Genomic DNA, 23,417 nt, shown 5'->3' with positions numbered 1-23,417 from the left:
GCCGGTCATGAGCGCGATGCGACGGCTGGGGACACGCACAAGTGCATGTTCCCGACGCCGCGGTTGACGTCCCGCCTAAACGGTCGTTTGCTGGTGAACAATGTTCACATACGCGAGCGTCCGGACCACCGGGCCGGGTGAACGTCAGGGCGGAAGCACGATGGCCATCGAGCACTTCGACGTACTGATCGTGGGCGCGGGCCTGTCGGGCATCGGCGCGGCCTACCACCTGCAGCGCGACTGCCCGGGCAAGACCTACGCCGTCCTTGAGGCGCGGGCGGCGATCGGCGGCACCTGGGACCTGTTCCGCTATCCCGGCATCCGCTCCGACAGCGACATGTACACGCTGGGCTACGCCTTCAAGCCGTGGCGTGAGGCCAAGGCCATCGCCGACGGCCCGTCGATCCTGCGCTATGTCCGCGAGACCGCCGACGAGAACGGCATCACCCCGCACATCCGCTTCGGCCACAAGGTCAGGCGGGCCAGCTGGTCGTCGGAGACCGCCGCCTGGACCGTCGAGGTCGAACACGAGGGCGCGATCCTGAAGGTCAGCTGCGGCTTCCTGTCGATGTGCAGCGGCTACTACAACTACGACGCCGGCTACACGCCCGACTTCCCGGGGACCGACCGGTTCCGGGGTCGGATCGTCCATCCCCAGCACTGGCCGAAGGACCTGGACTACGCCGGCAAGCAGGTCGTGGTGATCGGCAGCGGCGCGACGGCCGTGACCCTGGTCCCGGAAATGGCCAAGGCCGCCGGCCACGTGACCATGCTGCAGCGCTCGCCGACCTATGTGGTCTCGCGGCCGGCCGAGGACGGGCTGGCCAACTGGCTGCGGGCCCGGCTGCCGGCCATGACCGCCTACGGGATCACCCGCTGGAAGAACGTGCTGATGCAGATGCTGTTCTTCCGGATCGCCCGCAGGAAGCCGGAGAAGACCAAACAGCAGCTGCTGGGCCTGGTGCGTCAGCACCTGGGGCCCGACTACGACATCGAGACCCACTTCACGCCGCGCTACAATCCGTGGGACCAGCGGCTGTGCCTGGTGCCGGACGCCGACCTGTTCGACTCCATCAAGGCCGGGACCTCGTCGGTGGTCACCGACCAGATCGAGACCTTCACCGAAACCGGCCTGCGACTGAAGTCGGGCAAGACCCTGGACGCCGACGTGATCGTCACCGCCACTGGCCTGCGCATGCAGTTGCTGGGCGAGATGGAGGTGGTGATCGACGGCCGGAAGGTCGCTCCGCACGAGACCACCAGCTACAAGGGCATGATGTTCAGCGACGTGCCGAACCTGGCCTCGACCTTCGGCTACACCAACGCCAGTTGGACTCTGAAGGCCGACCTGACGGCGGAGTATGTCTGCCGGCTGCTCAACCACATGGACCGCACGGGAACCCGGATCTGCACCCCGCGCCTGCCCGAGGGCGAAATGGAGATCGAGCCCTGGCTGGACTTCTCGTCGGGCTACGTCCAGCGCGCCCTGGCCGTCCTGCCCCGCCAGGGGACCAAGGTTCCGTGGAAGGTGCACCAGAACTACGCCCTGGACCTTGTGGCCCTGCGCTACGGCAAGGTCGACGACGGGACGATGGAGTTCTCGAAGGCCAGGGCGCCGGCCAAGGCCAGGGCCGCCGCCTAGGCTCCGCCCCCTCCGGGGGCGGAGCCTAGGCGGCGAAGCCGCCAGGTGGGGGCAAGTGTTCGCCGGCACAGCCTCTCATCCTCACGCGGCTCGCCGCTGAGCGTATGGAAAGGGTCGCGGAGCGCCGGACATCGTCCGGAGTGTTTGAGTAGTAACCGTTTTCGACGAAGCCCGATCGCTCCGCGCGGTCGTTATCCGGAAGCCCGCGGCGCTGAGCCCTGTTCGGGCCTCGCCGCCTTGAAGCCTCCGGCGGGCGGGCCAGGTCAACGAACCCCGGTCCCGGACCGCGAGCGCGTCACCGCCCGCCTGTTGCTCCGCCAGCCCTCGCGCCACGTCGTTTTAGTGTTCCAGGCCCGACCGGCTCCAGAGACGCGAGGTTTGGTCCCGAGAGACCGCCGACGGAGCTTCCCGCTCGATCGCCCCCCGCCGCCGCATCGGTCGCTGGCCATGCGCCCTTTCCATGCCACGAGGTGAGTCAAGGATAAGGCCGGTTTGGAAGGGTGGGGATCAAATCGGGTCGAAAAAGTTCAGGGCGTTGAAATCCCGAGACTTTGTTGACTATCCGCCGAGGATAAACCTCTCTGAACCCTCTCCCAGAGGGAGAGGGAGGGGCCCGCCGCGCAGCGGTGGGAGGGTGAGGGGCTACTGAGGTCGACGGCGCGCCGGCAGGGCGTTCAGTGTGAAACCGGACAGGGCGTCACCCCTCTCCCTCCCACGCTTCGCGCGGGTCCCTCCCTCTCCCCTCCGGGAGAGGGTTCAAGATGGCGCCCGTTCCGCCACCACCCCTGACGTCATCCGCCAGCGGCGAGGCCGCGCCTTGAAACCTTGATGGCGCGGCCCCATCCGGGGCGGATGGGGGTTTGCGCCAAGCGGACCTTCGGAATTTCCGAGAAGGGTGGAAGTCGGACATGCGTTCACGTAACGAAGCAACATGAGCAAACCTCAGATCCGCACCATAACCTTTTGGCTCTATCTGACGTTTGGCTTTAGCGTAGGAGCCATCTCAGCGGCCGATCCCGCAGTCCCAGGGCTCGCGCGAGTCATCGCGATCCCGGCAGCAGTGGGGATTTGCTACCTCATCTTTCAAAGCCAGCTCGCTGTCATCCGCAACCTCTACCGACGGGAACGGAAGACTCAGGCACCTGAGGATCAGCCCGCTTCAACTTCGGTGTTCCGCACTGCACGAGAAGCTTTCTCGCTTCGCGGAGGCCTTTCGGATCGCTCCCCCGCCATGACCTTCCTGTTCGTGGGCAGTGTGATTGTCGCTCTGAGCTTCGTTCGCGCCGTAGCACAAGACCTTCACCTTCCCCTCATCGACCTGCTGATCAATGGTCTCATCGGTGTGTTCGTTGGCGTCGTGGTTATCAGTGCAGGATTCCAGAGGATGCATGACCGAGGGCGATCAGGTTGGTGGCTGCTGGTGTTCTTCGGCCCCACCACTCTGGTACTCTTTGCGATGGGGCGATTGATCGACATGCGTGCCCCCGAAAACGCTATCACCCTTACCTTTTTGATCGGAATGACCTTCGCAGCCCCTACGTTCATCTGGGGGATATGCGAGACGGTTTTGCTGCCTCCGAAGCCGTCTGCCCCAAAGACGCGATCAGCGTCGAAAAGAATGTGAACGGTCCGCGTCAGTAGCAGCGAAACGGCGATGGGACGTCGCCGAAGTGCCCGCCGCCAAGTTCCGAGTTGGGTCGCAAGCCGCCCCCCGGACAATTCCGACGCCTAGTCCTCGTCGTCGAACCCCGCGTCGTCCTCGACCGGCGCGACCTTCGCCGCCACGCCCTTGCGCACGACGAACCGCAGCGCGGTGTGGGTCTTGGAGAACGCGCAGACCTTCGTATCCACCAGCCCCCGTTCGCGGGCGGCGGCCAGGATCTCGGCGTCCTTCAGCGGCGCGCCCTTGCCCTTCTGGGCGACGATCCAGAGCGCGCCCTTCGGCCCCAGCCCGCCAGCCAGGTCTTCCAGCTGGTCGAAGTCGGCCAGGTCCTCGACGCCCAGGAACAGCAGGTCGATGTTTTCGTAGGCCTCGACGGGTTGAACTCGGGTCGACAGCTCGTCCAGGAATTCGGCGTCATCGATCGCCTCGACCACCACGGTCTGGCCGGGCTTGACGCCCAGCTTGTCCAGCCGCCCGGGCGGGTTCTGGATGGCGTGCAGCCACTTGGCCGCCTGACCCGGCTCCAGGGTGAAACGCGTGCCGTCGGTCAGCACCAGGTCGTCGCCCTCGACCCGCAGGTCGCGCAGGGCGTGACCCTGGAAGATGCCGCGCACCGCGCCGCGGAAGATCAGCTTGGGCGGCTCCCACAGCAGCTTGCCGTCGCTCTCGCCGTCCGACAGCTGGCCCCAGACGCCCTTGGCCTCCTTGCCCATGGTCACGACCCCCGGAAGTTGGGTTGGCGCTTCTCGAGGATGGCGTCGACGCCCTCCATGTGGTCGTCGGTGTGGTGGGCGATGGCCTGGGCCGCTGCGCTCATCTCCATCAGGGTGTCGTAGCTGGCGGTCTGGCCGTGCTTGAGCAGGCTCTTGCCCATGCGCAGGGCGTGCGGCGGCTGCTGGGCGATGCGCGTGGCCAGGGCCAGGGCCTCGTCCATCAGCGTCTCGGCGGGCACGGACTTGCTGACCAGGCCCCAGGCCTCCGCCTTGGCCGCGTCGATGACGTCGCCGGTGAACAGCAGCTCGGCGGCGCGGCTCATGCCGATCGTGCGCGGCATCAGCCAGGCCCCGCCGTCCCCTGGGATCAGGCCCAGCTTCAGGAAGGTGACGCCGAACTTCGCCGTGTCGGCGGCGATGCGGATGTCGGTCATGCAGGCCACGTCGCAGCCCAGGCCGATGGCCGCGCCGTTGACCGCCGCGATCGACGGGACCTCCAGGCCGTAGATGGCCCGCACGATGCGGTGGATGTTCTTGCGGTAGCCGTCGCGGACCTTGACGCCGTTGCCGCCGAACGCCCCCTCCCGCGCCTTCATCGCCTTGACGTCGCCGCCGGCCGAGAAGGCCCGGCCCGCCCCGGTCAGGATCACGCAGCGGATGTCCTGGTCGTCGTTGATCGCCTCGCAGGCCGCCGCGACCTGGTCGCCGTCGCCGGGCGCGCCCAGGGCGTTCAGGGCGTCGGGTCGGTTGAGAGTGAGAATGGCGACATGGCCGCGCTTCTCGGTCAGGATCAGGGGGTCTTGCGACATGCCAGCGGCTCCGGGTGTTTCGCCCTGCATAACGCAAATCACGCAGGGAGAGGCAAGAGACCAGCGCTCGCCCGACATCGTTCTACAAACTAAGGTTAATCCCTGACTTCGCCCAAAATAGACAAGACTCTGGGCTTCTTACTGTGATCACACACAAGACCTGGAAGATCTTGGACAGTGAGAACAAGACGCAACAGCAGCCCTGCGACATTTTAGGCAAGCTGAGCCATAAAAACCGTTAGCGTAGAAGAGAATCATAGGTTTTTACTAGGACCAGGGACGATTTTGAAAAGCGGTGGCGTGTAGTGCTCATGTCCCACAGACATGCTTTGATCATCGAGGATGAAATCCTCATCGCGATGGAAGTGGAGGCCCTGCTTGGCGAGCAAGGGTTCGACAGCTTCGACATCGCGGAAAGCCCGCAGGACGCGCTGGATTGCGCGCTGCGACGTCCGCCTGACCTGATCACGGCTGACTATCGCATCGTAGGCGGCACCGGCGTCGAGGCGGTCACCGCCATTCTCGCCCGGCTGGGACCGATCCCCGTGGTCTATGTGACCGGCAACGCCGACCAGTTGGGCGCCCGCACCCGCGCTGTGGTGGACAAGCCGATCTCGCCCCACCGTCTGGCCGAGGCCTGCGCCATGGTCGCCGGCGCCTAGAGCAAGCCGCGCGATATGGAATCGACCGACTAGCTCTAGGCTTTTGTTTTCGCATCGCTTTCGCGGAAAACCGGCGCCCACTTTTCCGCGCGATGCCCTAGGCGTTCCCGGCCGAGCACGGCTATGCTGGCGGCCCGCTAGGGAGCCGCCCATGATCATCGACAGCCTCGAAGCGCTTGAGGCGCTCTACACGCCGGCCCCCGCCGCGGCCTCCACCGTCAAGGTCGCCGACCGCATCACCCCGCACTACCGCGCCCTGATCGAGGCCTCGCCGTTCCTGGCCCTGGCCACCGCCGGCCCCGAGGGCCTGGACTGCAGCCCGCGCGGCGACCGGCCCGGCTTCGTTCGGATCCAGGACGAGCGGACGCTGATCCTGCCCGACCGGCGCGGCAACAACCGCATCGACAGCCTGCGCAACGTGGTCCGCGACCCGCGGGTGGCGCTGATGTTCCTGATCCCCGGCTCGGGCACGACCTTCCGGGTCAACGGCCGGGCGGCAGTCAGCGCCGATCCCGACCTGCTGGCGAGCTTCGCGATCGACGGCAAGGCGCCGCGCACCTGCCTGGTGGTCACCGTGGTCGAGGCCTATTTCCAGTGCGCCCGCGCCATAGTCCGCTCGGGCCTGTGGAATGCGGAGAGTCAGGTCGATCCCGCCGCCCTGCCCTCGCCCGGCGCGATGCTGGCGGCGATCAGCGGGGATACCGTAGGCGGGGAGCGTTACGACAAGGCCTGGCCGGAGCGCGCGGCCGCGACGCTGTGGTAAACCAACCCCTCCCCTACGGGGGAGGACCAACGAAAACGGCCTCGCCCGGGTGGGGCGAGGCCGCTTGAAACACATCGAAGTCGAAGGTCTGTGAACCTTCAGTCGTCGCGGTGAACCCGTTCCCGGCGTTCATGGCGTTCCTGGGCTTCCAGGCTGAGCGTCGCGGTGGGCCGCGCGTCCAGTCTCGCCAAACCGATCGGCTCGCCGGTTTCTTCGCAATAGCCGTAGGAACCGTCTTCGACCCGACGCAACGCCTGGTCGATCTTGGAGATCAGTTTTCTCTGACGATCCCGAGTGCGAAGTTCCAGCGCCCGGTCAGTTTCCGACGACGCACGATCGGCGAGGTCGGCATGGTTTTCAGTTTCAGCCTGCAGATGGGAAACCGTCTCGCGAGATTCGCGGAGGATCTCTTCTTTCCAGGCCAGGAGCTTCTGCTTGAAATATTCAAGCTGACGCTCGTTCATGAATGGCTCGTCGTCCGAAGGACGATACGAATCCGGTACCTTAAGAACAGTGGCCGTTTGCATTAACGCCTCACGCCCCGATGAACTCCGCCCAGGTCAGGCGGGGTGCTTATACCAAAACGATAGCCCGGTTCAATGAACCTCGCATGAGCGGCGCATTCAGCACCGTGCACGGATGCCCCGATCCTGGGGATAGCCGCTGAACCGTGTTCTTTAGGATACGGTTTCATCCGCGATCAGCCCAGCCGCGCCTGCTCGAGCTTGGCCGCCTCGACCGCCGCGCGGGTCTCGATCTCGTTGAGGATCGCCTCCAGCTTGGGGTCGTCGGTAGCCTCGCGATGCTCGCGCACGGCGCTCTTGAGCCGCGACAGCGTGCCGGTCGAGACTTCGCCGTCCAGGGTGGCCAGCTTCAGGGCGTCCAACAGGTCCAGCAGGCCGCCGGCCCGCTTGACCGCCCGACGCTTGCGCTCCATCGGGTCGAGATTGGCCTGCAGGGCCAGCAGGGCGTCCAGCGAGCCGATCCCGGCCACGCCGCCCGCCTGGGCCACGCCGCTCGCCGCGGCCGCGCCGCCGACCGAAGGCAAGGAAAAGCCCGATCCGCCGCCTGCCGGTTTGGCCCGCGATGCGCCAACCGCGCCCGCGCCTCCCGTGCTGGAAACCTTCATGACGAAACGCCGCTCCAACGCCGAAACGAGGGATTCACCCCTCCCCGTTAACCACATCTTGCGGGGCGGCGCTTGCGGTATGGTTAATGCCGGGCAGAATCTGCCGAAGCGGAATGTCGCAGGCAGAAAATCGCCCCGCGCCGACTGATTTTATTGAGCTTTTTATCCAGAAACGGTTGGCCCGGTTCTGGCATGGGACGGCGCGGGGATGCCACCCCGCCGCAGGATCGCCATGTCTCGTTCATTCTTTGCTTCCGTTCTGGGCCTCGCCCTCGCCGCCGTCGCCCTGGTCGCCTCGCCCGCCGACGCCAAGTCGCGGATCAAGGACATCGTCGCCTTCGAGGGCGTGCGCGACAACCAGCTGGTCGGCTACGGCATCGTCGTGGGCCTGAACGGTTCGGGCGACAGCCTGCGCAACGCGCCGATGACCAAGCAGAGCCTGGAGGCCATGCTCGAGCGCCAGGGCGTCAACGTCCGCGACGGCAACCTGAACACCAAAAACACCGCCGCCGTCATGGTCACCGCCAACCTGCCGCCCTTCTCGGCGGCCGGCGCGCGCATGGATGTCACGGTCTCGACCCTCGGCGACGCCAAGAGCCTGCTGGGCGGCACCCTGCTGGTCACCTCGCTGCAAGGCGCCGACGGCCAGACCTACGCGGTGGCGCAAGGCTCGGTGCAGACCGGTTCGGTCTCGGCCGGCGGCGCCTCGGGCAGCTCGGTCACGAAGGGCGTCCCGACCGCCGGCCGGATCGCCGCCGGCGGCATCATCGAAAAAGAGACCGGCTTCCAGATGGTGAACATGGACGTGCTGCGCATGACCCTGCGCAACCCGGACTTCACCACCTCGCGCCGCATCGCCGACGCCATCAACCAGCGCTTCGCCAACTGCGCCCAGGCCCAGAACCCGACGATCGTCGCGGTCCGCCCGCCGGCTGGCATGGACATGATCAGCTTCGTCACCGCCATCGAGAACCTTGAGGTCGAGCCCGACGCCCCGGCCAAGGTGATCATCGACGAGGTGGCCGGCGTGATCGTCATGGGCGACGACGTCCGCATCAGCCAGGTGGCGATCGCCCAGGGCAACCTGACCATTTCGGTCCAGGAGACCCCGGCCGTCAGCCAGCCGGCCCCGTTCAGCCAGGGCCGCACCGCCATCGTCCCGCAATCAACCGTCAGCGTCGACGAGGAGAAGGGTCGCAAGCTGCTGACCCTGGGCGGCGGCGCCTCGCTGAAAAGCCTGGTCGGCGGCCTGAACGCCCTGGGGGTGACCCCGCGCGACATGATCTCGATCCTGCAGGCCATCAAGGCCTCTGGCGCCCTGCAAGCCGACATCGAGGTGATGTGATGAGCCTGTCGACGATCGCCACGCCCGCCCTCGATACGGTCGGCCCGACAGCCGCCTCGACCGCCGAACTGCTCAAGCGCGGCAAGATCCGCGAGACGGCCCAGAAGTTCGAGGCCTCGTTCCTGTCGGTGATGATGCAGTCGATGACCGCCGGCATGAAGACGCCGGAGGTCGGCGGCGGCGGGACCGGCGAGGACATGTTCAAGTCCCTTCTCGCCGAGGAAATGGCCAAGCAGGTCTCCAGGGCCGGCGGCGTCGGCGTGGCCGCCGCCGTGCAGAAGGAAATGCTGAAGATGCAAGGTCTGAAGGAGTAGCCCGCATGGCCCTCACCGCCCTCGACTGCGACGACCGCGTCGAACAGCTGATCATCCTGACCGAGCGCCTGACCGACCTGATCGCCCGGCAGTCGGCCGCCTTCGAGGCCCGGCGCCCGCACGAGGCGGCGCAGTACGTCGATGAAGTGGCCAAGCTGGCCAACCTCTATCGCCACGAGTCGACCCGGGTGCGCGGCAACGTCGCCCTGGTGTCGGGCGCCGCGCTCCAGCGCCGCCAGCGCCTGGTGCGCGCCACCGAGGCCTTCGACGCCGTCCTGGCCCGCCAGGGCCGCGCGGTCGCCGCCGCCAAGACCGTCACCGAAGGCCTGGTCCGCGCCATCGCCGCGGAAGTCGCCGAACAGCGGCCGACGGCGTCAGGCTACGGCCCGGGCGCTCAGGGCGCGGCCTATCGGCAGAACGGCACCGCGATCACGCTGAACCAGCGGGCCTAGTCGCTCCTCTCTCCCCTTGTGGGAGAGGGTGGCCCGCGCAGCGGGTCCGGTGAGGGGTCGAAGAACGCAAACGCCGCGACAAGCCGAGAGGCCGGTCGCGGCGTTTTCCATTTGAGAGACCCCTCATCCGTCGACTTCGTCGACACCTTCTCCCGCAAGGGGAGAAGGATTCAGCCCCCCTTTGCCTTCGCTCGCTTCCGCCGCTTCAGGCTCCCCGTCGGGTTGCCCCAGAACGTCACCACCGCCAGCGTGCCCAGCAGGATCAGGGTGAGGCCCGACACGGTCATCACCAGCCGGTACGGCAGGCCGCCGACCTTGGCTGCGTGGAGCGGGTAGTCGAGGTTGGCGATCCGCGACCCCAGGGGCAAGGCTTGGGCGTCGCGGTCGGCGACCATCTTGCCGGTGGCTGGGTCGAACCAGGCCATGGTGCGGCCGTTGGGCAGCCATTCGGCTTGTTGGCGCAAGCGTACGCTGATCAGCCCGCCCGGCTTGGCCGGCAGGCCGATCGTGCGGACCTCGGCGCCGGGATAGCGGGCCTGGGCCTGGGCGATCACCGCGGTCCAGTCCAGGTCCTTGGCCAGCTTGCCGCCCTTGATCTTCGGCGGGGCCGAGCCGGCCTTCATCTTCGCCGCTGACGAGAACGGCGCCCGGATCGCGTCGGAGAACCACTTCAGGTTCATCGCCGCCCCGGTGGTCAGGGACAGGATCAACAGCGGCGCCACCAGCGCGCCCAGGTCGCGATGGTGATGGACGATGGCCGCCCGCTTCATCATCCGCGGCCAGGGCCGGAGATGGAACATCCGCCGGGTCGGCCACCACAGCCACAGGCCCGTACCCACGAAGCCCAGCCCGGCCAGGCCGGCGATCCCGCCGACGATCTCGCCCGCGTCGCCGTTGAACAGGTGATGGTGGAAGTCGAAAAGCCAGATCTCAGGCCGCGCCCAGCTCGAGGTCCAGCTCTGGACGATCGCGCCGTCCTGGTCGGTATAGGCCGCGTGTTGACCCTTGTAGGCCAGCTTGTGCAGGCCCAGGCGCTGGCTGGCCAGCACGATCGAGCGGGGGTGGTCCTTGGCCGCGAAGATCCGCGTCACGGCCGCGCCCAGAATGGCGGCGTCCTGGCGCTGGGCGTCGGCGGCGTGCGGCACGGTGGCGCGCAGGAAGGCGTCCTCGTGCACCAGCAGCGCGCCGGACAGGCCCATCAGGGCCAGCAGCAGGCCGATCAGCCCGCCGGTCCACCGATGGATGAGGCGGACGGCCTTCATCAGAAGCGCGCCTCCCAGCCCAGGGTCGCCGTCCGGCCGCGCCCGGCGAAGTAGCGGTCCACCGCCGGCGCGGTGGTGTCGGAATTGTAGGAGATGTACTGGCTGTTGAAGAGGTTCTGAACGCCCAGCGACAGCGCGCCCATCGGCAGCTTGTAACGGACGAAGGCGTCGGCCAGGGTGTAGCCGGTGAAGTTGTCCTTCACCAGGGCGTCCTGCATGTCGCGCTTGATGTAGGACTGGATCTGGACGCGCAGGCCCCACGTGTCGCCCTGGTAGTCGGCGGCCAGGTTCAGGCGGTCGGGCGAGATGTTGGCGCCGTCCAGGTCGGTGTCGACTTGGTTGTCCTTGTTCGTGTCGGTCCGGCCCTTCAGGTGGGCGTAGCCGGCCGAGACGACCAGGCCCGGCACCGGCGTGCGGGCCTTGACGTTGGCCTCCAGCCCCTCGATCTCGACCCGCTGGCGCTGGACGTCAAAGATCCCGCCGCTGTTCTTGACCAGCAATTGGCCCAGCTTCGAGGCCGACCAGAAATAGCTGAGGCTGGCGTCGAACGGCCCGCGCTTCAGCTCAGCGCCGAGCTCGCGGTTGTTCGACACGATCGGCTCGATGTTCAGGTAGGAGTCGACGTCGACGCCGTCGATATTGATGCCGCGCAGGATCCGGCCGACGTCCGGCACGGTGTAGCCCTCGGCGTAGCTGCCATAAAGGCGCAGGCCATGGACCGGCTCGACCACGATGCCCCCGTTGGCCAGGGTCGCCTTGAAGTCGGGATTGCCGCCGGCCACCTTGCGCGAACCGTAGAAGGCCAGGGTGGTGAAGTCGTCGACCTTCAGCTCGACGTTCTCGAAGCGCACGCCGCCGGCCAGGTGCACCTTGTCGTCCAGCAGCGAAAGGTTGCCCTGCACGAACGGCGCGACGCTCTGGAACTTGGTCGGCGGCACCCAGGCGCGGCCGGTCTCGATCAGCACCTGTTCGGTGCGGTCATTGATGGCGTCCACGCCCACCGTGCCGGTCAGGCCCTCGATCCCTGGAACCGCCCGCTCGTAGCTGACCCGCGCGCCCAGCTTGCGCGAGCGGTTCGACGACTGGTCGAACAGCGTGCCCTTGGGCGCGATGGCCACGTCCTGGAAGGTGTCGTTGACGTCGCCGCCGAAGGTGTCGCGCGAGCGGTTGAAGAACAGCTGGGCGATCAGGTTGCCGCCCAGGAGGTCGGTGTTGGTCAGCGAGGCCGAAACGGTCTCGACCCGGTTGGCCGCCGGTTCGCCGGGCTGGACGCCGCGAAAGCTGGTGGTCGGCAGATGGGCGACACGGTTGCCGTTGGTGACCGGGGCGGGATTGCGGGCCGAGATGGTGGTGGTGACGTAGTCGCCGTCGCCCTTCAGCTCGAAGCGGTTGGCCACCACGTCCAGGCGGGTGTTGTCGCCCAGCTGCCAACCCAGGCGGGTGAAGAACGACAGGGCCTTGGAATCCTGGACGTCGCCCTGGGTGTTGTCCATGCCCAGACGCCGGCCGTCGGCGTCGTAATAGGCGCCGCGCGCGTCGTAGGCGACGCCGGCCGTGGCGTCCAACGCACCGCCGCGCCAGGCGACCAGGCCGGCGACCTTGCCGCCGACGCTGTCGCCCAGGTCGTGGCCGGCCGTGACCTGGGTCAGGACCTTGCCGCTGACGCCGTCCGCGCGGGGCGGGCCGACCGTGACCTGGTTGACCACGCCGCCGGTGGCGCCGATGCCTTGCAAGGCGTTGGAGCCGTAGATCACTTCGACGCGGTCGATGAAGAACGGATCGATCGTATAGCCGTCGCGCGAGCCGTCGCGGATCGGGGTCGACTGCGGGATGCCGTTGATGGCGTACAGCGGCGAGCGGCCGCGCAGGGTCTCGCCGGCTCCCGACAGCTTCTGGCGGGTGGGCGAGAACGACGGCGACAGGGTCGAGACGGCGTCGACGATCGAGCCGCTGACGCCGACCTGCTGCGTCAGGGCCTCGGAATCGATGACGTCGACGGTCAGCGGCAGGGCGCTGGCCGGCAGGATGGTGCGGGCGGCGGTGACCACCAGTTGGTCCACGTCCGTCGCCTCGGCCTTGTCCTCGGCATGGACGGCGGTCGCGGCGGCCAGGGCCAGCAGACTGAGGCCCGCCAGGGCGGCGGCGCGAAGGCCCTTGGCTGAGATGGTCCGCATGATGATCGACGCCCGACAGTTCAAACTGAGGCGCCGTATAGCTGCTGTTGAGAGTGATTAGCAATAAGTCAGAACGCGTACGTCATCCAGGCGGCAGCGCGATCCGCCGCTCCACGCCCACAGCATCGAGGAAATCGTCGTCGTGGCTGGCGATCAGCAGGGCGCCGTCATAGTCGGCCAGGGCGTCCTCCACCGCCTCGACGGAGTCGAGGTCCAGGTGGTTGGTCGGCTCGTCCAGGATCAGCAGTTGCGGCGGATCAGCGGCCATCAGCACGCAGGCCAGGGCTGCGCGCAGGCGCTCGCCGCCGCTGAGGGCGCCCACCGCCTGGTGGGCCGCGACGTTTCGGAACAGGAACCGGGCCAGGGCGGCGTGGGCCTCGTTGGCCCCGGCGGCGGGGTTCAGGCGGCGGAAGTTCTCCAGGATGGTCCGGGTCTCGTCCAGCACCGCCGCTCGCTGGTCCAGCAGGGCCGCCCGGACGCCGCGCGTCACCGTCCCCGTCGTGGGCTCCAGGCCGCCGGCCGCCAGGCGGATCAGGGTCGACTTGCCCGCGCCGTTGCCGCCGACCAGCGCCATGCGCTCGGGTCCCGCCAGGCGGAAGCTCAGGTCCGCCAGCACCGGCGGCCCGCCCGGATAGGAGAAGCCGACGGCGTCGAAGTCCAGCACGACCCGCCCGGCGGGCAGACCGCAGGACGGCAGATCGAAGGCCAGGCGGCGCAGGCGCTCGACCCGGGCGTCGGCGGCTTCGCGGGCCTGGACGGCGTCCTGGGCGGCGCGGTCGGCCAGCCGCCCTTCGCGCGCGCCGCTGTTCTCAGCCCGCTCGGCCTGGGCGCCCAGCAGGATCTTCGGCTCGCTGCCCTTGGCCGCGAACCGGCGGCCGGCGGCGTCGCGGCGCGCCTTGCGCTCTCGGCCGATCTGGGCCTCGCGCGCCGCCTGGCGCACCTGGCGTTCGGCCGCCTCCAGGTCGTGCTCGGCGGCGGCCACGGCCTGGGCCTTGCGCTCGGCATAGAGGTCATAGCCGCCGCCATAGCTGGTCGCGCCAAGGCTGGACAGCTCGACGATGCGGCCCACGCCGCGCAGCAGGGCGCGGTCGTGACTGACCACCACCGCTCCGCCCTTCCAGCGCCGCAACACGTCGGCCAGCAGGCTGCGGCCGGCCGCGTCGAGGTTGTTGGTCGGTTCGTCCAGCAGGATCACGTCGGGGGCCGCGATCAGCAGGCCGGCCAGGGCCGCGCGGGTCATCTGGCCGCCGCTAAGGCTGGCCGCGGGAGCGGACGCGTCCCGGCGCGACAGCCCGACCTCGCCCAGGGCGGCGGCGACGCGGCCCGGCAGGGTCCAGTCGGCCTCGACCAGGTCTTCTTCGAGGGTTTCCGGAGTCCCCTCCTCCGCCTCGATGCGGCACAGCCGGTCCCAGGCGGGGCCGACGCCCAGCAGGTCGGCCAGGCGCGCGCCCGGCGGCGGGGCGTGCAACTGGGGCAGGACCCCGACCACGCCCGCGCGGCTGACCGTGCCCGAAACGGGCGCGGAGGTCCCGGCGATCAGCGACAGCAGCGTGGACTTGCCCACGCCGTTGCGTCCCACGAGGCCGATGCGCTCGGCCCCGATCGCGAGGTTCAGATTGTCGAAGAGAACGCGGCCGTCAGGCGTGTCGGCGCGAACGGAATCCAGGGTGATGAAGGCGGGCATGGGCAACCATGGTCAGGTCTGCGGAAAGGGCGAAACGGTCGTCCATCGCAATGTCCATGGCAGCCTCCATCGGTCGGCCCGGGATTTCGAGCACGGACCTTCTAGGCGATCGACCGATGTTCGGCAAGTTCGATGCAACCGCAAGGATCGGCGCAAGGATCGGGTGTCGGCCTCCCGGAGAAGGGGTCACAACAGGCTCCAGACCAGGAGAGCCCCATGTCCTTCACCGTTTCCAGCCTGCCGATCGAGCCGTTCGCGCCGCTGTTCGCCCTCGACGACGCGGCCCTGGCCAAGCGCGGCATGCTGCGCGTGGTCGCCGACGCGCCGTTCGCCTTCCCCTGCCGCGTCACCCTGGACGACGCCGCGCCGGGCGAGACCCTGATCCTGCTGAACCACGAGCACCAGGCCGCCGACACCCCGTTCCGCTCCCACTACGCCATCTATGTGCGCGAGGCCGCGCAGGCGCCGGCCTCGACCACCGACGTCCTTCCGCCCGCCCTGCGCCGCCGGCTGCTGTCGCTGCGCGGCTTCGACGCATCCGGCATGCTGCGCGACGCCGACGTCGTCAAGGGCTCGGCGGCCGGGCCGGTGATCGAGCGGATGCTGGCCGATCCGGGCGTGGCCTATCTGCACGCCCACTACGCCAAGCCCGGCTGCTACGCCGCGCGGATTGATCGCGCCGCCTAGGTTTCTTCGGCTCGAGCTTGGTCCAGGAACGGTAGCGTTCTCAATGGCGACTTAACCTGGATCGCCTAGCGTCCATCAAGGTCAGCGGTGGAAACCACGGGCGGGGGCTCATGAAGCAGGCGATCGGCAAGCCGGAACCGATTCCGACTCGGGAGATCGTCGGCCCGTGCGTGCCGATCCTGCGCGGCTATCTGCTGGCGGCCGCCACCTACTATAGCCTGATCAGCGTTTCTCATCCCTTCTACGAGCGGGGCGGAGCCCTGCTGGTGCTGGAGAGCCTGGCGCTGGCGACCGCCGCGACCGGCTTCTGGCTCTGGCGTCGGCTGAAGGCTCGGCCGCCCGAAATGCCGGGCCTGGAAACGGCCGCCCTGGCGATCAACGCCCTGTTCATGGCCAATGTCGTCGCCTACCAGATCCTGCATTTCGAGCCTGCCAAGCTGGTCTATTTCGTGCTGATGGCTCTGGCCTTCGCCACCTCGGCCCCGACCTGGCGCGTGGCCCTGGCCAGCGTCGGGGCGGCGATCATCGGCCTGCTGGCGATGGCCCGCAACGCACCCGGCGACCTGGTCGGCCAGTACGGCTTCATCGGCGTGGCCGGCGCCTTCGCCGCCCTGGGCATGTCGGCCCTGATGCGCGGCGCGATGATGCGGGAACTGCGGGCCCGCCTGGCGTCGGACGCCCTCAACCGCAAGCTCGAGGCCGAGCTGGAGGAGAACCGCCGCCTGCGCACCGAGGCCCAGGACCTGGCCGTCGCCGCCGAGACCGCCAGCCGCGCGAAGACCGAGTTCCTCGAAACCATGAGCCACGAGATCCGCACGCCCCTGAACGGCGTGCTGGGCATGGCCCAGGCCATGGAGCGCGACACCCTGTCGGCCCGACAGCGCGCCCGCTTGGCCCTGATCGGCCAGTCCGGCGCCGCCCTGCTGGCGGTGATCAACGCCGTGCTCGACATCTCGCGGATCGAGGCGGGCAAGATGGAGGTCGTCCGCGCCCCCTTCGACCTGGACGCCCTGGCCGACACCCTGCGCCAGCTCTATGGCGGCCTGGCCCGCGACAAGGGCCTGGACTTCACCCTGGAGATCGCGCCCCGGGCCGGCGGCTGGCGCGACGGCGACGCCGCGCGGCTGCGCCAGGTGATGAGCAACCTGATCTCCAACGCCATCAAGTTCACCGATGCGGGCGGCGTGGTCGTGCTGCTCGGCGGGGACGCCGCCACCCTGACCTGCGCCGTCACCGACACCGGGATGGGCGTGCCCGAAACACGCCGCGCCCAGATCTTCGACAAGTTCGTCCAGGTCGACGGCTCGAGCACCCGCCGCTCGGGCGGCAGCGGCCTGGGCTTGGCCATCTGCCGCGAGCTGGTGACGCTGATGGGCGGCGAGATCGGCTTCGAGAGTCCGGCGGGCGGCGGTGCGCGCTTCACCTTCGCGGTCCCCTGCCCGGCGTTGGGCTCTCTCGTTCAGCCGGCTTCCGTCGAGGCGGCTGGCGCCGCCCCTGCCCTGGACGGCGCGCTGAAGATGCTGGTCGTCGACGACAACGCGGTCAACCGCACCGTCCTCCAGGCCATGCTGGGCCACCTGGGCGTCGCCTGCGACGTCGCCTGCGACGGGCACGAGGCGGTGGCCCTGTGGGAGACCGGGTCCTGGGACGCCATCCTGATGGACATCCACATGCCCGGCATGGACGGGCTGGAAGCCGGCCGGGTCATCCGCGCGCGCGAGAGCGCCGAAGGCCGAGCCCGCACCCCGATCCTGGCCGTCACCGCCAGCGTGCTGGCCCACGAGACCGACCGTTACCTCGCCGCCGGCATGGACGGTTTCGTGGCCAAGCCGATCGCGGCCCAGCGGCTGGCGGCGGCGCTGGACGCGGCGCTGAGCGGCGCGTCGTAGCTTCGCGAACGCCCTACGGTTCGAACACGCCGAAATAGCCGTTGCCGCCTTGAAAACATCCCCGCCGCACGACGGTCGTTCCCCAGGGCGGATCGATCGTCGCGCGCCAAACCTTGCGGTGACGCGCGGCTTTGACCAACCGTCAGAAGCTCAGGACGCCCAGGTCGACGATGATCTTGAAGGCCCAGATCGTGCAGGCGACGCAGACGGCCAGGGTGATGACGTCGTCGATCTCTGAGCGCTGGCGAGCGGCCTTGGCGGCCTTGCCGGACTTGCTCTTGGCCGGCGCCTTCGCATCGTTTTTCGCCGCCGTCTTGGCCACGCCCGTCGTCCCCCTTCGGCGCGCCCGACGCGCGATCCGTCCGGACATAGACGCCATGGGTGCTGAAGGTCGCCCTTCCAAAGGCGGTTTATTGTTCGTGAACGCCGTAACCTTCGGCCGCCCCGACGCGAACTGAACCCTCGAGATCAACGAGGAACGCGGCCAATGACCCGGACAATGATGCGCAGGACGGCCTGGGCCAGCCTGGCGGCCGGCGCGGCCCTGGCGGCCGCCGTGGGCGCCTGGTCGATGTCCGGCGCGGGCGGCACGGCCCAGCGGCCGGTGGTGCTGGAACTGTTCCAGAGCCAGGGCTGCTCGTCCTGCCCGCCGGCCAACGCCAACCTCAACGCCATCGTCGACCGGCCGGACGTGCTGGCCCTGAGTTTCGGCGTCACCTACTGGGACCAACTCGGTTGGAAGGACACCTTCGCCAAGCCGGCCTACACCGACCGACAAAAGGCCTACGCACGCGGTTTGGGCGCCCAGCTGGGCACGCCGCAGATGGTGATCGAAGGTCGCGAGGACCTGATCGGCACGAACGCCCGCGACCTGGACCTGGCCCTTCGCCGGGCCCGCCCGACGATGGACGCCACCGTGGCCCTGTCGCGTGGCCGGGTCGAGATCGGGGCGGGCCAGGCGCCCAAGGCCGGCGCCGACGTTTGGCTGGTGCGCTACGATCCCCGCGTGCGGCAGGTGGCCATCCAGCGCGGGGAGAACAACGGCAAGACCCTGCCCCACCGCGACGTGGTCGTGGAGCTGACCCGCCTGGGCGGCTGGACCGGCGCTCCGGTCGGCTTCGCCGCCAAGCCGCCCGCCGACCCCGTCCTTCGCACGGCGGTGCTGGTCCAGGCCCGGAACGGCGGCCCGATCCTGGCGGCGGCGCGGCTCTGAAGCGTCACTGAACCCCTGCTGACACCTGATGTCAGCAGTCTGCCGCCACGTCCCGCCATCGCGACATTTGTTCGCACCTTGTTCTTGTGTTAATCGGCGTTCCGGGCCCTACATATAGCCGTCTCGCCGTGGCTCCCCTCACGGCCTCACGCGTTCCGGAAAACATGGCTGAACAACTGAACTTCATCCGCGTGCGCGGCGCGCGGGAGCACAATCTCAAGGACGTCAGCGTCGACATCCCGCGGGGCGAGCTCGTCGTGCTGACCGGCCTCTCCGGCTCGGGCAAGAGCTCGCTGGCGTTCGACACCATCTACGCCGAGGGCCAGCGCCGCTACGTCGAGAGCCTGTCGGCCTACGCCCGCCAGTTCCTGGAACTGATGAGCAAGCCGGACGTGGACCTGATCGAGGGCCTGTCGCCGGCTATCTCGATCGAGCAGAAGACCACCTCGCGCAACCCACGCTCGACGGTGGGCACGGTCACCGAAATCCACGACTACATGCGCCTGCTGTGGGCCCGGGTCGGGGTGCCCTATTCGCCGGCCACCGGCCTGCCGATCGAGAGCCAGACCATCAGCCAGATGGTCGACAAGATCACCGCCTTGCCTGAAGGCACGCGCCTCTACCTGCTGGCCCCTGTCGTTCGCGACCGCAAGGGCGAGTACCGCAAGGAAATCGCCGAGTGGCAGAAGGCCGGCTTCCAGCGGCTGAAGATCGACGGCGAGTTCTATCCGATCGAGGACGCCCCGGTCCTGGACAAGAAGTTTAAGCACGACATCGACGTGGTCGTGGACCGCATCGTCACCAAGGCCGGCATGGAGCAGCGGCTGGCCGACTCGATCGAGCAGGCCCTGCGCCTGGCCGACGGCCTCGCGGTCGCCGAGTGGGCCAATGTCGAGGAAGGCGAGAAAGAGCCGCGCCGGCTGCTGTTCTCCGAACGCTTCGCCTGCCCGGTCAGCGGCTTCACGATCGCCGAGATCGAGCCGCGCCTGTTCTCGTTCAACAACCCGGCGGGCGCCTGCCCGGCCTGCGACGGCCTGGGCGCCAAGCTGGCCTTCGACGCCGACCTCGTGGTGCCAGATAAGGATAAGTCGCTTCACAAGGGCGCTGTGGCGCCGTGGGCCAAGGGGCCTTCGCCGCTCTACACCCAGACCCTGCAGGCCCTGGCCCGCCACTACGGCTTCTCGATGGACGAGCCCTGGCACAAGCTGCCGGAGAGCGCGCGGCAGGTGGTGCTGCAGGGCTCCAAGGGCGAGAAGATCAAGTTCACTTATGACGACAACGCCCGCAAATACGAGGTGGCCAAGCCCTTCGAGGGCGTGCTGCCGAACCTGGAGCGCCGCTGGCGCGAGACCGACAGCAGCTGGGTCCGCGAGGAACTGGGCCGCTACCAGTCCGACACCCCCTGCGAGGTCTGCCACGGCAAGCGCCTGAAGCCCGAGGCCCTGGCGGTCAAGATTCACGGCCAGGACATCGCCGCCGTCTCGAACCTGGCCATCCGCCCGGCCCGCGACTGGTTCACGGCGCTGGAGGGCCACCTCTCCGACAAGCAGATGGAGATCGCCCGGCGGATCCTGAAGGAGATCAACGACCGCCTGCGGTTCCTGGTCGACGTGGGACTGGACTACCTGAACCTGTCGCGCGGCTCGGGCACCCTGTCGGGCGGCGAGAGCCAGCGCATCCGCCTGGCCAGCCAGATCGGCTCGGGCCTGACCGGCGTGCTCTATGTGCTGGACGAGCCGTCGATCGGCCTGCACCAGCGCGACAACACCCGCCTGCTGCAGTCGCTGCAGGGCCTGCGCGACCTGGGCAATTCGGTCCTCGTCGTCGAGCACGACGAGGAGGCCATCCTCACCGCCGATTACGTCATCGACATGGGTCCGGCCGCGGGCGTGCACGGCGGCGAGATCGTCGCCGAGGGCAAGCCGGCCGACATCATGGCCAACCCTAGGAGCGTCACCGGCCAGTATCTGACCGGCGTGCGCGAGATCGAGGTCCCCGAACAGCGCCGGCCGATCAGCAAGAAGAAGATGCTGAGGGTCGTCGGCGCCAAGGGCAACAATCTGAAGGACGTCACCGGCGAGATCCCGGTTGGCACCTTCACCTGCATCACCGGCGTGTCGGGCGGCGGCAAGTCGACCTTCACGATCGAGACCCTGTACAAGGCCGCCGCGCGTCGCCTGAACAACGCCAGCGACGCCCCGGCCACGCACGAGCGGATCGAGGGGCTGGAGAACTTCGACAAGGTCATCGACATCGACCAGTCGCCGATCGGCCGCACCCCGCGCTCGAACCCGGCCACCTATACCGGCGCCTTCGGCCCGATCCGCGACTGGTTCGCCCAACTGCCGGAGAGCAAGGCTCGTGGCTACGGCCCCGGCCGCTTCAGCTTCAACGTCAAGGGCGGCCGCTGCGAGGCCTGCCAGGGCGACGGCTTGATCAAGATCGAGATGCACTTCCTGCCCGACGTCTACGTCACCTGCGACGTCTGCAAGGGCCAGCGCTACAACCGCGAGACCCTGGACATCCTGTTCAAGGGCAAGACCATCGCCGACGTGCTGGACATGACGGTCGAGGAGGCCGCCGACTTCTTCAAGGCCGTGCCGCCGATCCGCGACAAGATGGAGACGCTCAAGCGGGTGGGCCTCAGCTACATCAAGGTCGGCCAGCAGGCCACGACCCTGTCCGGTGGTGAAGCGCAACGGGTGAAGCTGTCGAAGGAGCTCAGCAAGCGGGCCACCGGCCGCACGCTGTACATCCTCGACGAGCCGACCACCGGCCTGCACTTCGAGGACACCAAGAAGCTGTTGGAAGTGCTGCACGAGCTGGTCGACCAGGGCAACACCGTGGTGGTCATCGAGCATAACCTGGACGTGGTGAAGACCGCCGACTGGCTGCTGGACTTCGGTCCGGAGGGCGGCGACGGCGGCGGCGAGATCGTCGCCGTGGGCTCGCCCCAGGACGTGGCCAAGGTCGAGGCCAGCTGGACCGGCCGCTATCTGAAGGACGTGCTGGCTCGCCACGAGGAGCGGCGGCTGGAACGCGTGGCGGCCCTGAAGGCGGCCAAGCGGGCCTGAGCCCGTCGGGGCGAGGCGGCCAACCGCTTCGCCCCGGCCAGGACTAGCTGAACACCTCGGCCTGGTTTTCCGGCCGCATCTCGGCGATCTCCCGATAGACAGCGGCGGCGGGGGCGTACATCACCGCGTTCAGCACCCCGCCGATCGCGCCGGCCAGCAGGAAATAGACGATCCGCGCCGGATTGAAATAGGCCGCCACCGAGGTCATGTCGGGCTGGGCGATCTCGCCCATCGCCCGGCCGACATCGCCACCGGAAAAGGCGAAGGTGACGGCGAAGTACAGCGTCATCATCACCATGTAGATCGGCAGCATCAGCACCACGGCCAGGCCGTAGCAGCCCAGCAACCGCCAGAAGCGTCCCTTGGTCAGCCGCCAGGACTCGAACACTCGCAGGCGGCGTTCGGCGAAGGTCATGACGCCGGCCAGCGAGAGCCGCACCGCGAAGAAGACCAGTCCGGCGAAGATCAGCAGGTAGCCGAGCAGCACCACCAGGACGATGCCGGCCATGGCCCCGACATGGGGCTCGGCTCCGCCCTGTCCGCCCATGAACCCCGCGACCCCGATCGCCACGCCCAGCAGGGCCACGGGAATGACCATAGCGATCAGCAGGCCGGTGAACACCACGCCCATGATCACCGACAGCAGCATTAGCCGCAACTCGTCGCCGCCTAGCCGCAATCGGGTCAGCGGCGCCTCGGCTGGCCGCAGGATCGCCCGGTAGACGGCCGCGCCCATGATCGAGGCGATCAGGAGCCCCCCGCCAATCGCGATCAGTTCGCCGACGAAGAAGCCCGTCAGCGCCTCGGGCGCCATGGTCCCCTTGGTCGATGCGCTCATGAAGCGGCCAAAGCCGGAAGCGATCATCGCCGATATCAACGCCGCGCTGGCGACCAGACTGAAGACCGCCCAAATCGCGATCGTCCTGGGCTCGCGTCGGATCAGCCGGAAGCCCTCGAACGCGGCTTCCGTCACCTTGAACTGCATCTAAACCCCCTCGAAACCTGGTACGCATCCTTGCGTTGCGCGCGCCGGATGGCAAGCGTTCGAGCCCAGGGTGAGCGACTTGGCCTTGGGCTCAATCAAATACCGCGCCCTGGTCGACGGGATCGCCTTTCAGGCAGCGGTAGGCATGGCCGATCGGCGCTACCAGCACCGCGACCGCCAGGGCATGGACCATCGCGCCCAGCGCCCTGGCCGCCATCGCCGCGGGTCCGAACGCCGCATTCAAGGCCGCTGACAGGGAGGGCGACTTCAACACCGGCGGCGAGGCGTTCCCCATCGCGCCGATCAGCAGGTCGCGAGCCCACGCGCCCGCCCCTTCGATCGCCATGGAGATCAGCAGGGCCGCAAGAAAGATCACCGCCAAGCCGACGTGGCGGCCATGGCTCAGCGTGAGCGCGCTTCCGAGGCGCAGGCGTCGATCAGCGAGCGTCATCGGCGCGGCCAGGGCCAGACGCCCGCCCAGCAGCGTCAGGACCACCGCAGTCGATCCGGTCGTGTAAGGCAAGACGGACGGGCTGGCTGCATGGGTCGCCAGCAGCAGGTAGCTCAAGGCGCCGACTGCCGAGGAGAGCAGCAGCCACACCAGGGTCAGCGGCAAGACGAGCCCAAGCAGACGCAACTCGACGCCGCCGAACCTCGGCCAGGCGGCGTGGCGGTCCTTGGGATGGATCGTCGCACGAAGGATCGCGGCGCAGGTCACGGTGGTCATCACTATGTTCAAGGCAAAGCCGGCGAGGCCGAGCCGCACGGCGACGATCGTCAGGCCGCGCCCCGAATCGACCGCCTGCCAGGCCCAGACCTGGAAACCGGCCATGATCGTTCCGCCAACGGCGAACACGAACGCCCATGACAGCGCCGCCGCAGGTCGGCCGGCGACAAGCCGGAGCCCTGACAGAATGGCGGCGCGCCAAGGCAGTTTCGCGGGGGTCATGACCGCTC

21 protein-coding genes are annotated in these 23,417 nt (G+C 68.4%); 11 read left to right on the top strand and 10 right to left on the bottom strand.

Annotation, left to right across the window (positions count from 1 at the left end; genetic code table 11):
• Positions 1–160 precede the first annotated feature (160 nt).
• Together G3M57_RS06010 and G3M57_RS27385 are read left to right on the top strand one after the other, a co-directional pair.
• Positions 161–1,642 (top strand): flavin-containing monooxygenase, encoded by a 1,482-nt coding sequence (locus G3M57_RS06010; RefSeq protein ID WP_163229406.1) that lies wholly within the window; start codon positions 161–163, stop codon positions 1,640–1,642.
• A gap of 931 nt (positions 1,643–2,573) precedes the next feature.
• Positions 2,574–3,266: a DUF805 domain-containing protein gene (locus tag G3M57_RS27385; protein WP_163229404.1), complete on the top strand. Its 693-nt coding sequence runs from the start codon at positions 2,574–2,576 to the stop codon at positions 3,264–3,266.
• 104 nt (positions 3,267–3,370) lie between these two features.
• Here G3M57_RS27385 and G3M57_RS06000 read toward each other — a convergent pair whose 3' ends face one another.
• Positions 3,371–4,018 carry a DUF3052 family protein gene (locus G3M57_RS06000; protein WP_163229402.1) on the bottom strand — a complete coding sequence of 216 codons (648 nt, stop codon included), beginning with the start codon at positions 4,016–4,018 and terminating at the stop codon, positions 3,371–3,373.
• A gap of 2 nt (positions 4,019–4,020) precedes the next feature.
• Positions 4,021–4,827: a crotonase/enoyl-CoA hydratase family protein gene (locus G3M57_RS05995; RefSeq protein WP_056759267.1), complete on the bottom strand. Its 807-nt coding sequence runs from the start codon at positions 4,825–4,827 to the stop codon at positions 4,021–4,023.
• A 311-nt stretch (positions 4,828–5,138) separates the two neighbouring features.
• On the opposite strand from G3M57_RS05995, the gene G3M57_RS05990 reads away from it, so the two are divergent.
• On the top strand, positions 5,139–5,489 hold the full coding sequence (locus G3M57_RS05990; protein ID WP_056759269.1) for a response regulator: 351 nt from the start codon (positions 5,139–5,141) through the stop codon (positions 5,487–5,489).
• Positions 5,490–5,640: 151 nt separating this feature from the next.
• Entirely contained in the window at positions 5,641–6,252 is a 612-nt protein-coding gene (locus G3M57_RS05985) for a pyridoxamine 5'-phosphate oxidase family protein (protein ID WP_056759271.1), read from the top strand.
• A 98-nt stretch (positions 6,253–6,350) separates the two neighbouring features.
• Here the strand turns inward: G3M57_RS05985 and dksA are convergent, their stop codons facing one another.
• A complete protein-coding gene (dksA, locus tag G3M57_RS05980) occupies positions 6,351–6,779 on the bottom strand; it encodes an RNA polymerase-binding protein DksA (protein WP_012287706.1) in 429 nt (142 codons plus the stop codon).
• Between the two features lie 173 nt (positions 6,780–6,952).
• Positions 6,953–7,381 carry a flagellar assembly regulator FliX gene (gene fliX, locus G3M57_RS05975; RefSeq protein ID WP_056759273.1) on the bottom strand — a complete coding sequence of 143 codons (429 nt, stop codon included), beginning with the start codon at positions 7,379–7,381 and terminating at the stop codon, positions 6,953–6,955.
• Positions 7,382–7,613: 232 nt separating this feature from the next.
• Here fliX and G3M57_RS05970 point away from each other — a divergent pair, with 232 nt between their 5' ends.
• Genes G3M57_RS05970 through G3M57_RS05960 form a run of 3 tightly spaced genes read left to right on the top strand, consistent with a single transcriptional unit; the run spans position 7,614 to position 9,492 of the window.
• Positions 7,614–8,726, top strand: coding sequence for a flagellar basal body P-ring protein FlgI (locus G3M57_RS05970; protein WP_163229401.1), 1,113 nt, complete (start codon positions 7,614–7,616; stop codon positions 8,724–8,726).
• The gene (locus tag G3M57_RS05965) at positions 8,726–9,040 is read left to right on the top strand and encodes a rod-binding protein (RefSeq protein ID WP_056759277.1); all 315 of its coding nucleotides are present in this window, start codon (positions 8,726–8,728) and stop codon (positions 9,038–9,040) included. Before G3M57_RS05970 ends, G3M57_RS05965 begins: the two co-directional genes overlap by 1 nt.
• Before the next feature lie 5 nt (positions 9,041–9,045).
• Positions 9,046–9,492, top strand: a complete 447-nt coding sequence (locus G3M57_RS05960; protein ID WP_056759278.1) for a hypothetical protein — start codon at positions 9,046–9,048, stop codon at positions 9,490–9,492.
• Positions 9,493–9,662: 170 nt separating this feature from the next.
• Here the strand turns inward: G3M57_RS05960 and G3M57_RS05955 are convergent, their stop codons facing one another.
• The 3 genes from G3M57_RS05955 to G3M57_RS05945 all read right to left on the bottom strand — a co-directional run bounded on the left by G3M57_RS05955 (position 9,663) and on the right by G3M57_RS05945 (position 14,612).
• Positions 9,663–10,754, bottom strand: coding sequence for a PepSY-associated TM helix domain-containing protein (locus G3M57_RS05955; RefSeq protein ID WP_163229400.1), 1,092 nt, complete (start codon positions 10,752–10,754; stop codon positions 9,663–9,665).
• Positions 10,754–12,928 (bottom strand): TonB-dependent receptor, encoded by a 2,175-nt coding sequence (locus G3M57_RS05950; protein WP_163229399.1) that lies wholly within the window; start codon positions 12,926–12,928, stop codon positions 10,754–10,756. The genes G3M57_RS05955 and G3M57_RS05950 overlap by 1 nt, the downstream gene beginning before the upstream one ends.
• 82 nt (positions 12,929–13,010) lie before the next feature.
• Positions 13,011–14,612, bottom strand: coding sequence for an ABC-F family ATP-binding cassette domain-containing protein (locus G3M57_RS05945; RefSeq protein WP_163229397.1), 1,602 nt, complete (start codon positions 14,610–14,612; stop codon positions 13,011–13,013).
• 216 nt (positions 14,613–14,828) lie between these two features.
• Here G3M57_RS05945 and G3M57_RS05940 point away from each other — a divergent pair, with 216 nt between their 5' ends.
• The gene (locus G3M57_RS05940) at positions 14,829–15,299 is read left to right on the top strand and encodes a DUF1203 domain-containing protein (RefSeq protein WP_163229395.1); all 471 of its coding nucleotides are present in this window, start codon (positions 14,829–14,831) and stop codon (positions 15,297–15,299) included.
• 110 nt (positions 15,300–15,409) lie between these two features.
• On the top strand, positions 15,410–17,188 hold the full coding sequence (locus G3M57_RS05935) for an ATP-binding protein (protein ID WP_163229393.1): 1,779 nt from the start codon (positions 15,410–15,412) through the stop codon (positions 17,186–17,188).
• Positions 17,189–17,330: 142 nt separating this feature from the next.
• On the opposite strand, the gene G3M57_RS05930 is transcribed toward G3M57_RS05935, so the two are convergent.
• Positions 17,331–17,510, bottom strand: a complete 180-nt coding sequence (locus tag G3M57_RS05930) for a hypothetical protein (RefSeq protein ID WP_056759424.1) — start codon at positions 17,508–17,510, stop codon at positions 17,331–17,333.
• Positions 17,511–17,675: 165 nt separating this feature from the next.
• Here G3M57_RS05930 and G3M57_RS05925 point away from each other — a divergent pair, with 165 nt between their 5' ends.
• Both G3M57_RS05925 and uvrA read left to right on the top strand, forming a co-directional pair.
• A complete protein-coding gene (locus G3M57_RS05925; RefSeq protein ID WP_056759421.1) occupies positions 17,676–18,401 on the top strand; it encodes a DUF1223 domain-containing protein in 726 nt (241 codons plus the stop codon).
• A gap of 164 nt (positions 18,402–18,565) precedes the next feature.
• Positions 18,566–21,475, top strand: coding sequence for an excinuclease ABC subunit UvrA (uvrA, locus tag G3M57_RS05920; RefSeq protein WP_056759419.1), 2,910 nt, complete (start codon positions 18,566–18,568; stop codon positions 21,473–21,475).
• Between the two features lie 43 nt (positions 21,476–21,518).
• Here the strand turns inward: uvrA and G3M57_RS05915 are convergent, their stop codons facing one another.
• Entirely contained in the window at positions 21,519–22,460 is a 942-nt protein-coding gene (locus G3M57_RS05915; protein ID WP_163229391.1) for a hypothetical protein, read from the bottom strand.
• A gap of 91 nt (positions 22,461–22,551) precedes the next feature.
• Positions 22,552–23,409, bottom strand: a complete 858-nt coding sequence (locus G3M57_RS05910; RefSeq protein ID WP_163229389.1) for a hypothetical protein — start codon at positions 23,407–23,409, stop codon at positions 22,552–22,554.
• Between the last annotated feature and the right edge of the window lie 8 nt (positions 23,410–23,417).

The sequence above is a fragment of the Caulobacter rhizosphaerae genome, from assembly GCF_010977555.1.
Classification (GTDB): domain Bacteria; phylum Pseudomonadota; class Alphaproteobacteria; order Caulobacterales; family Caulobacteraceae; genus Caulobacter; species Caulobacter rhizosphaerae.
The sequence above is the reverse complement of the archived record's forward strand: the minus strand, read 5'-3'. Positions and strand labels throughout refer to the sequence as shown.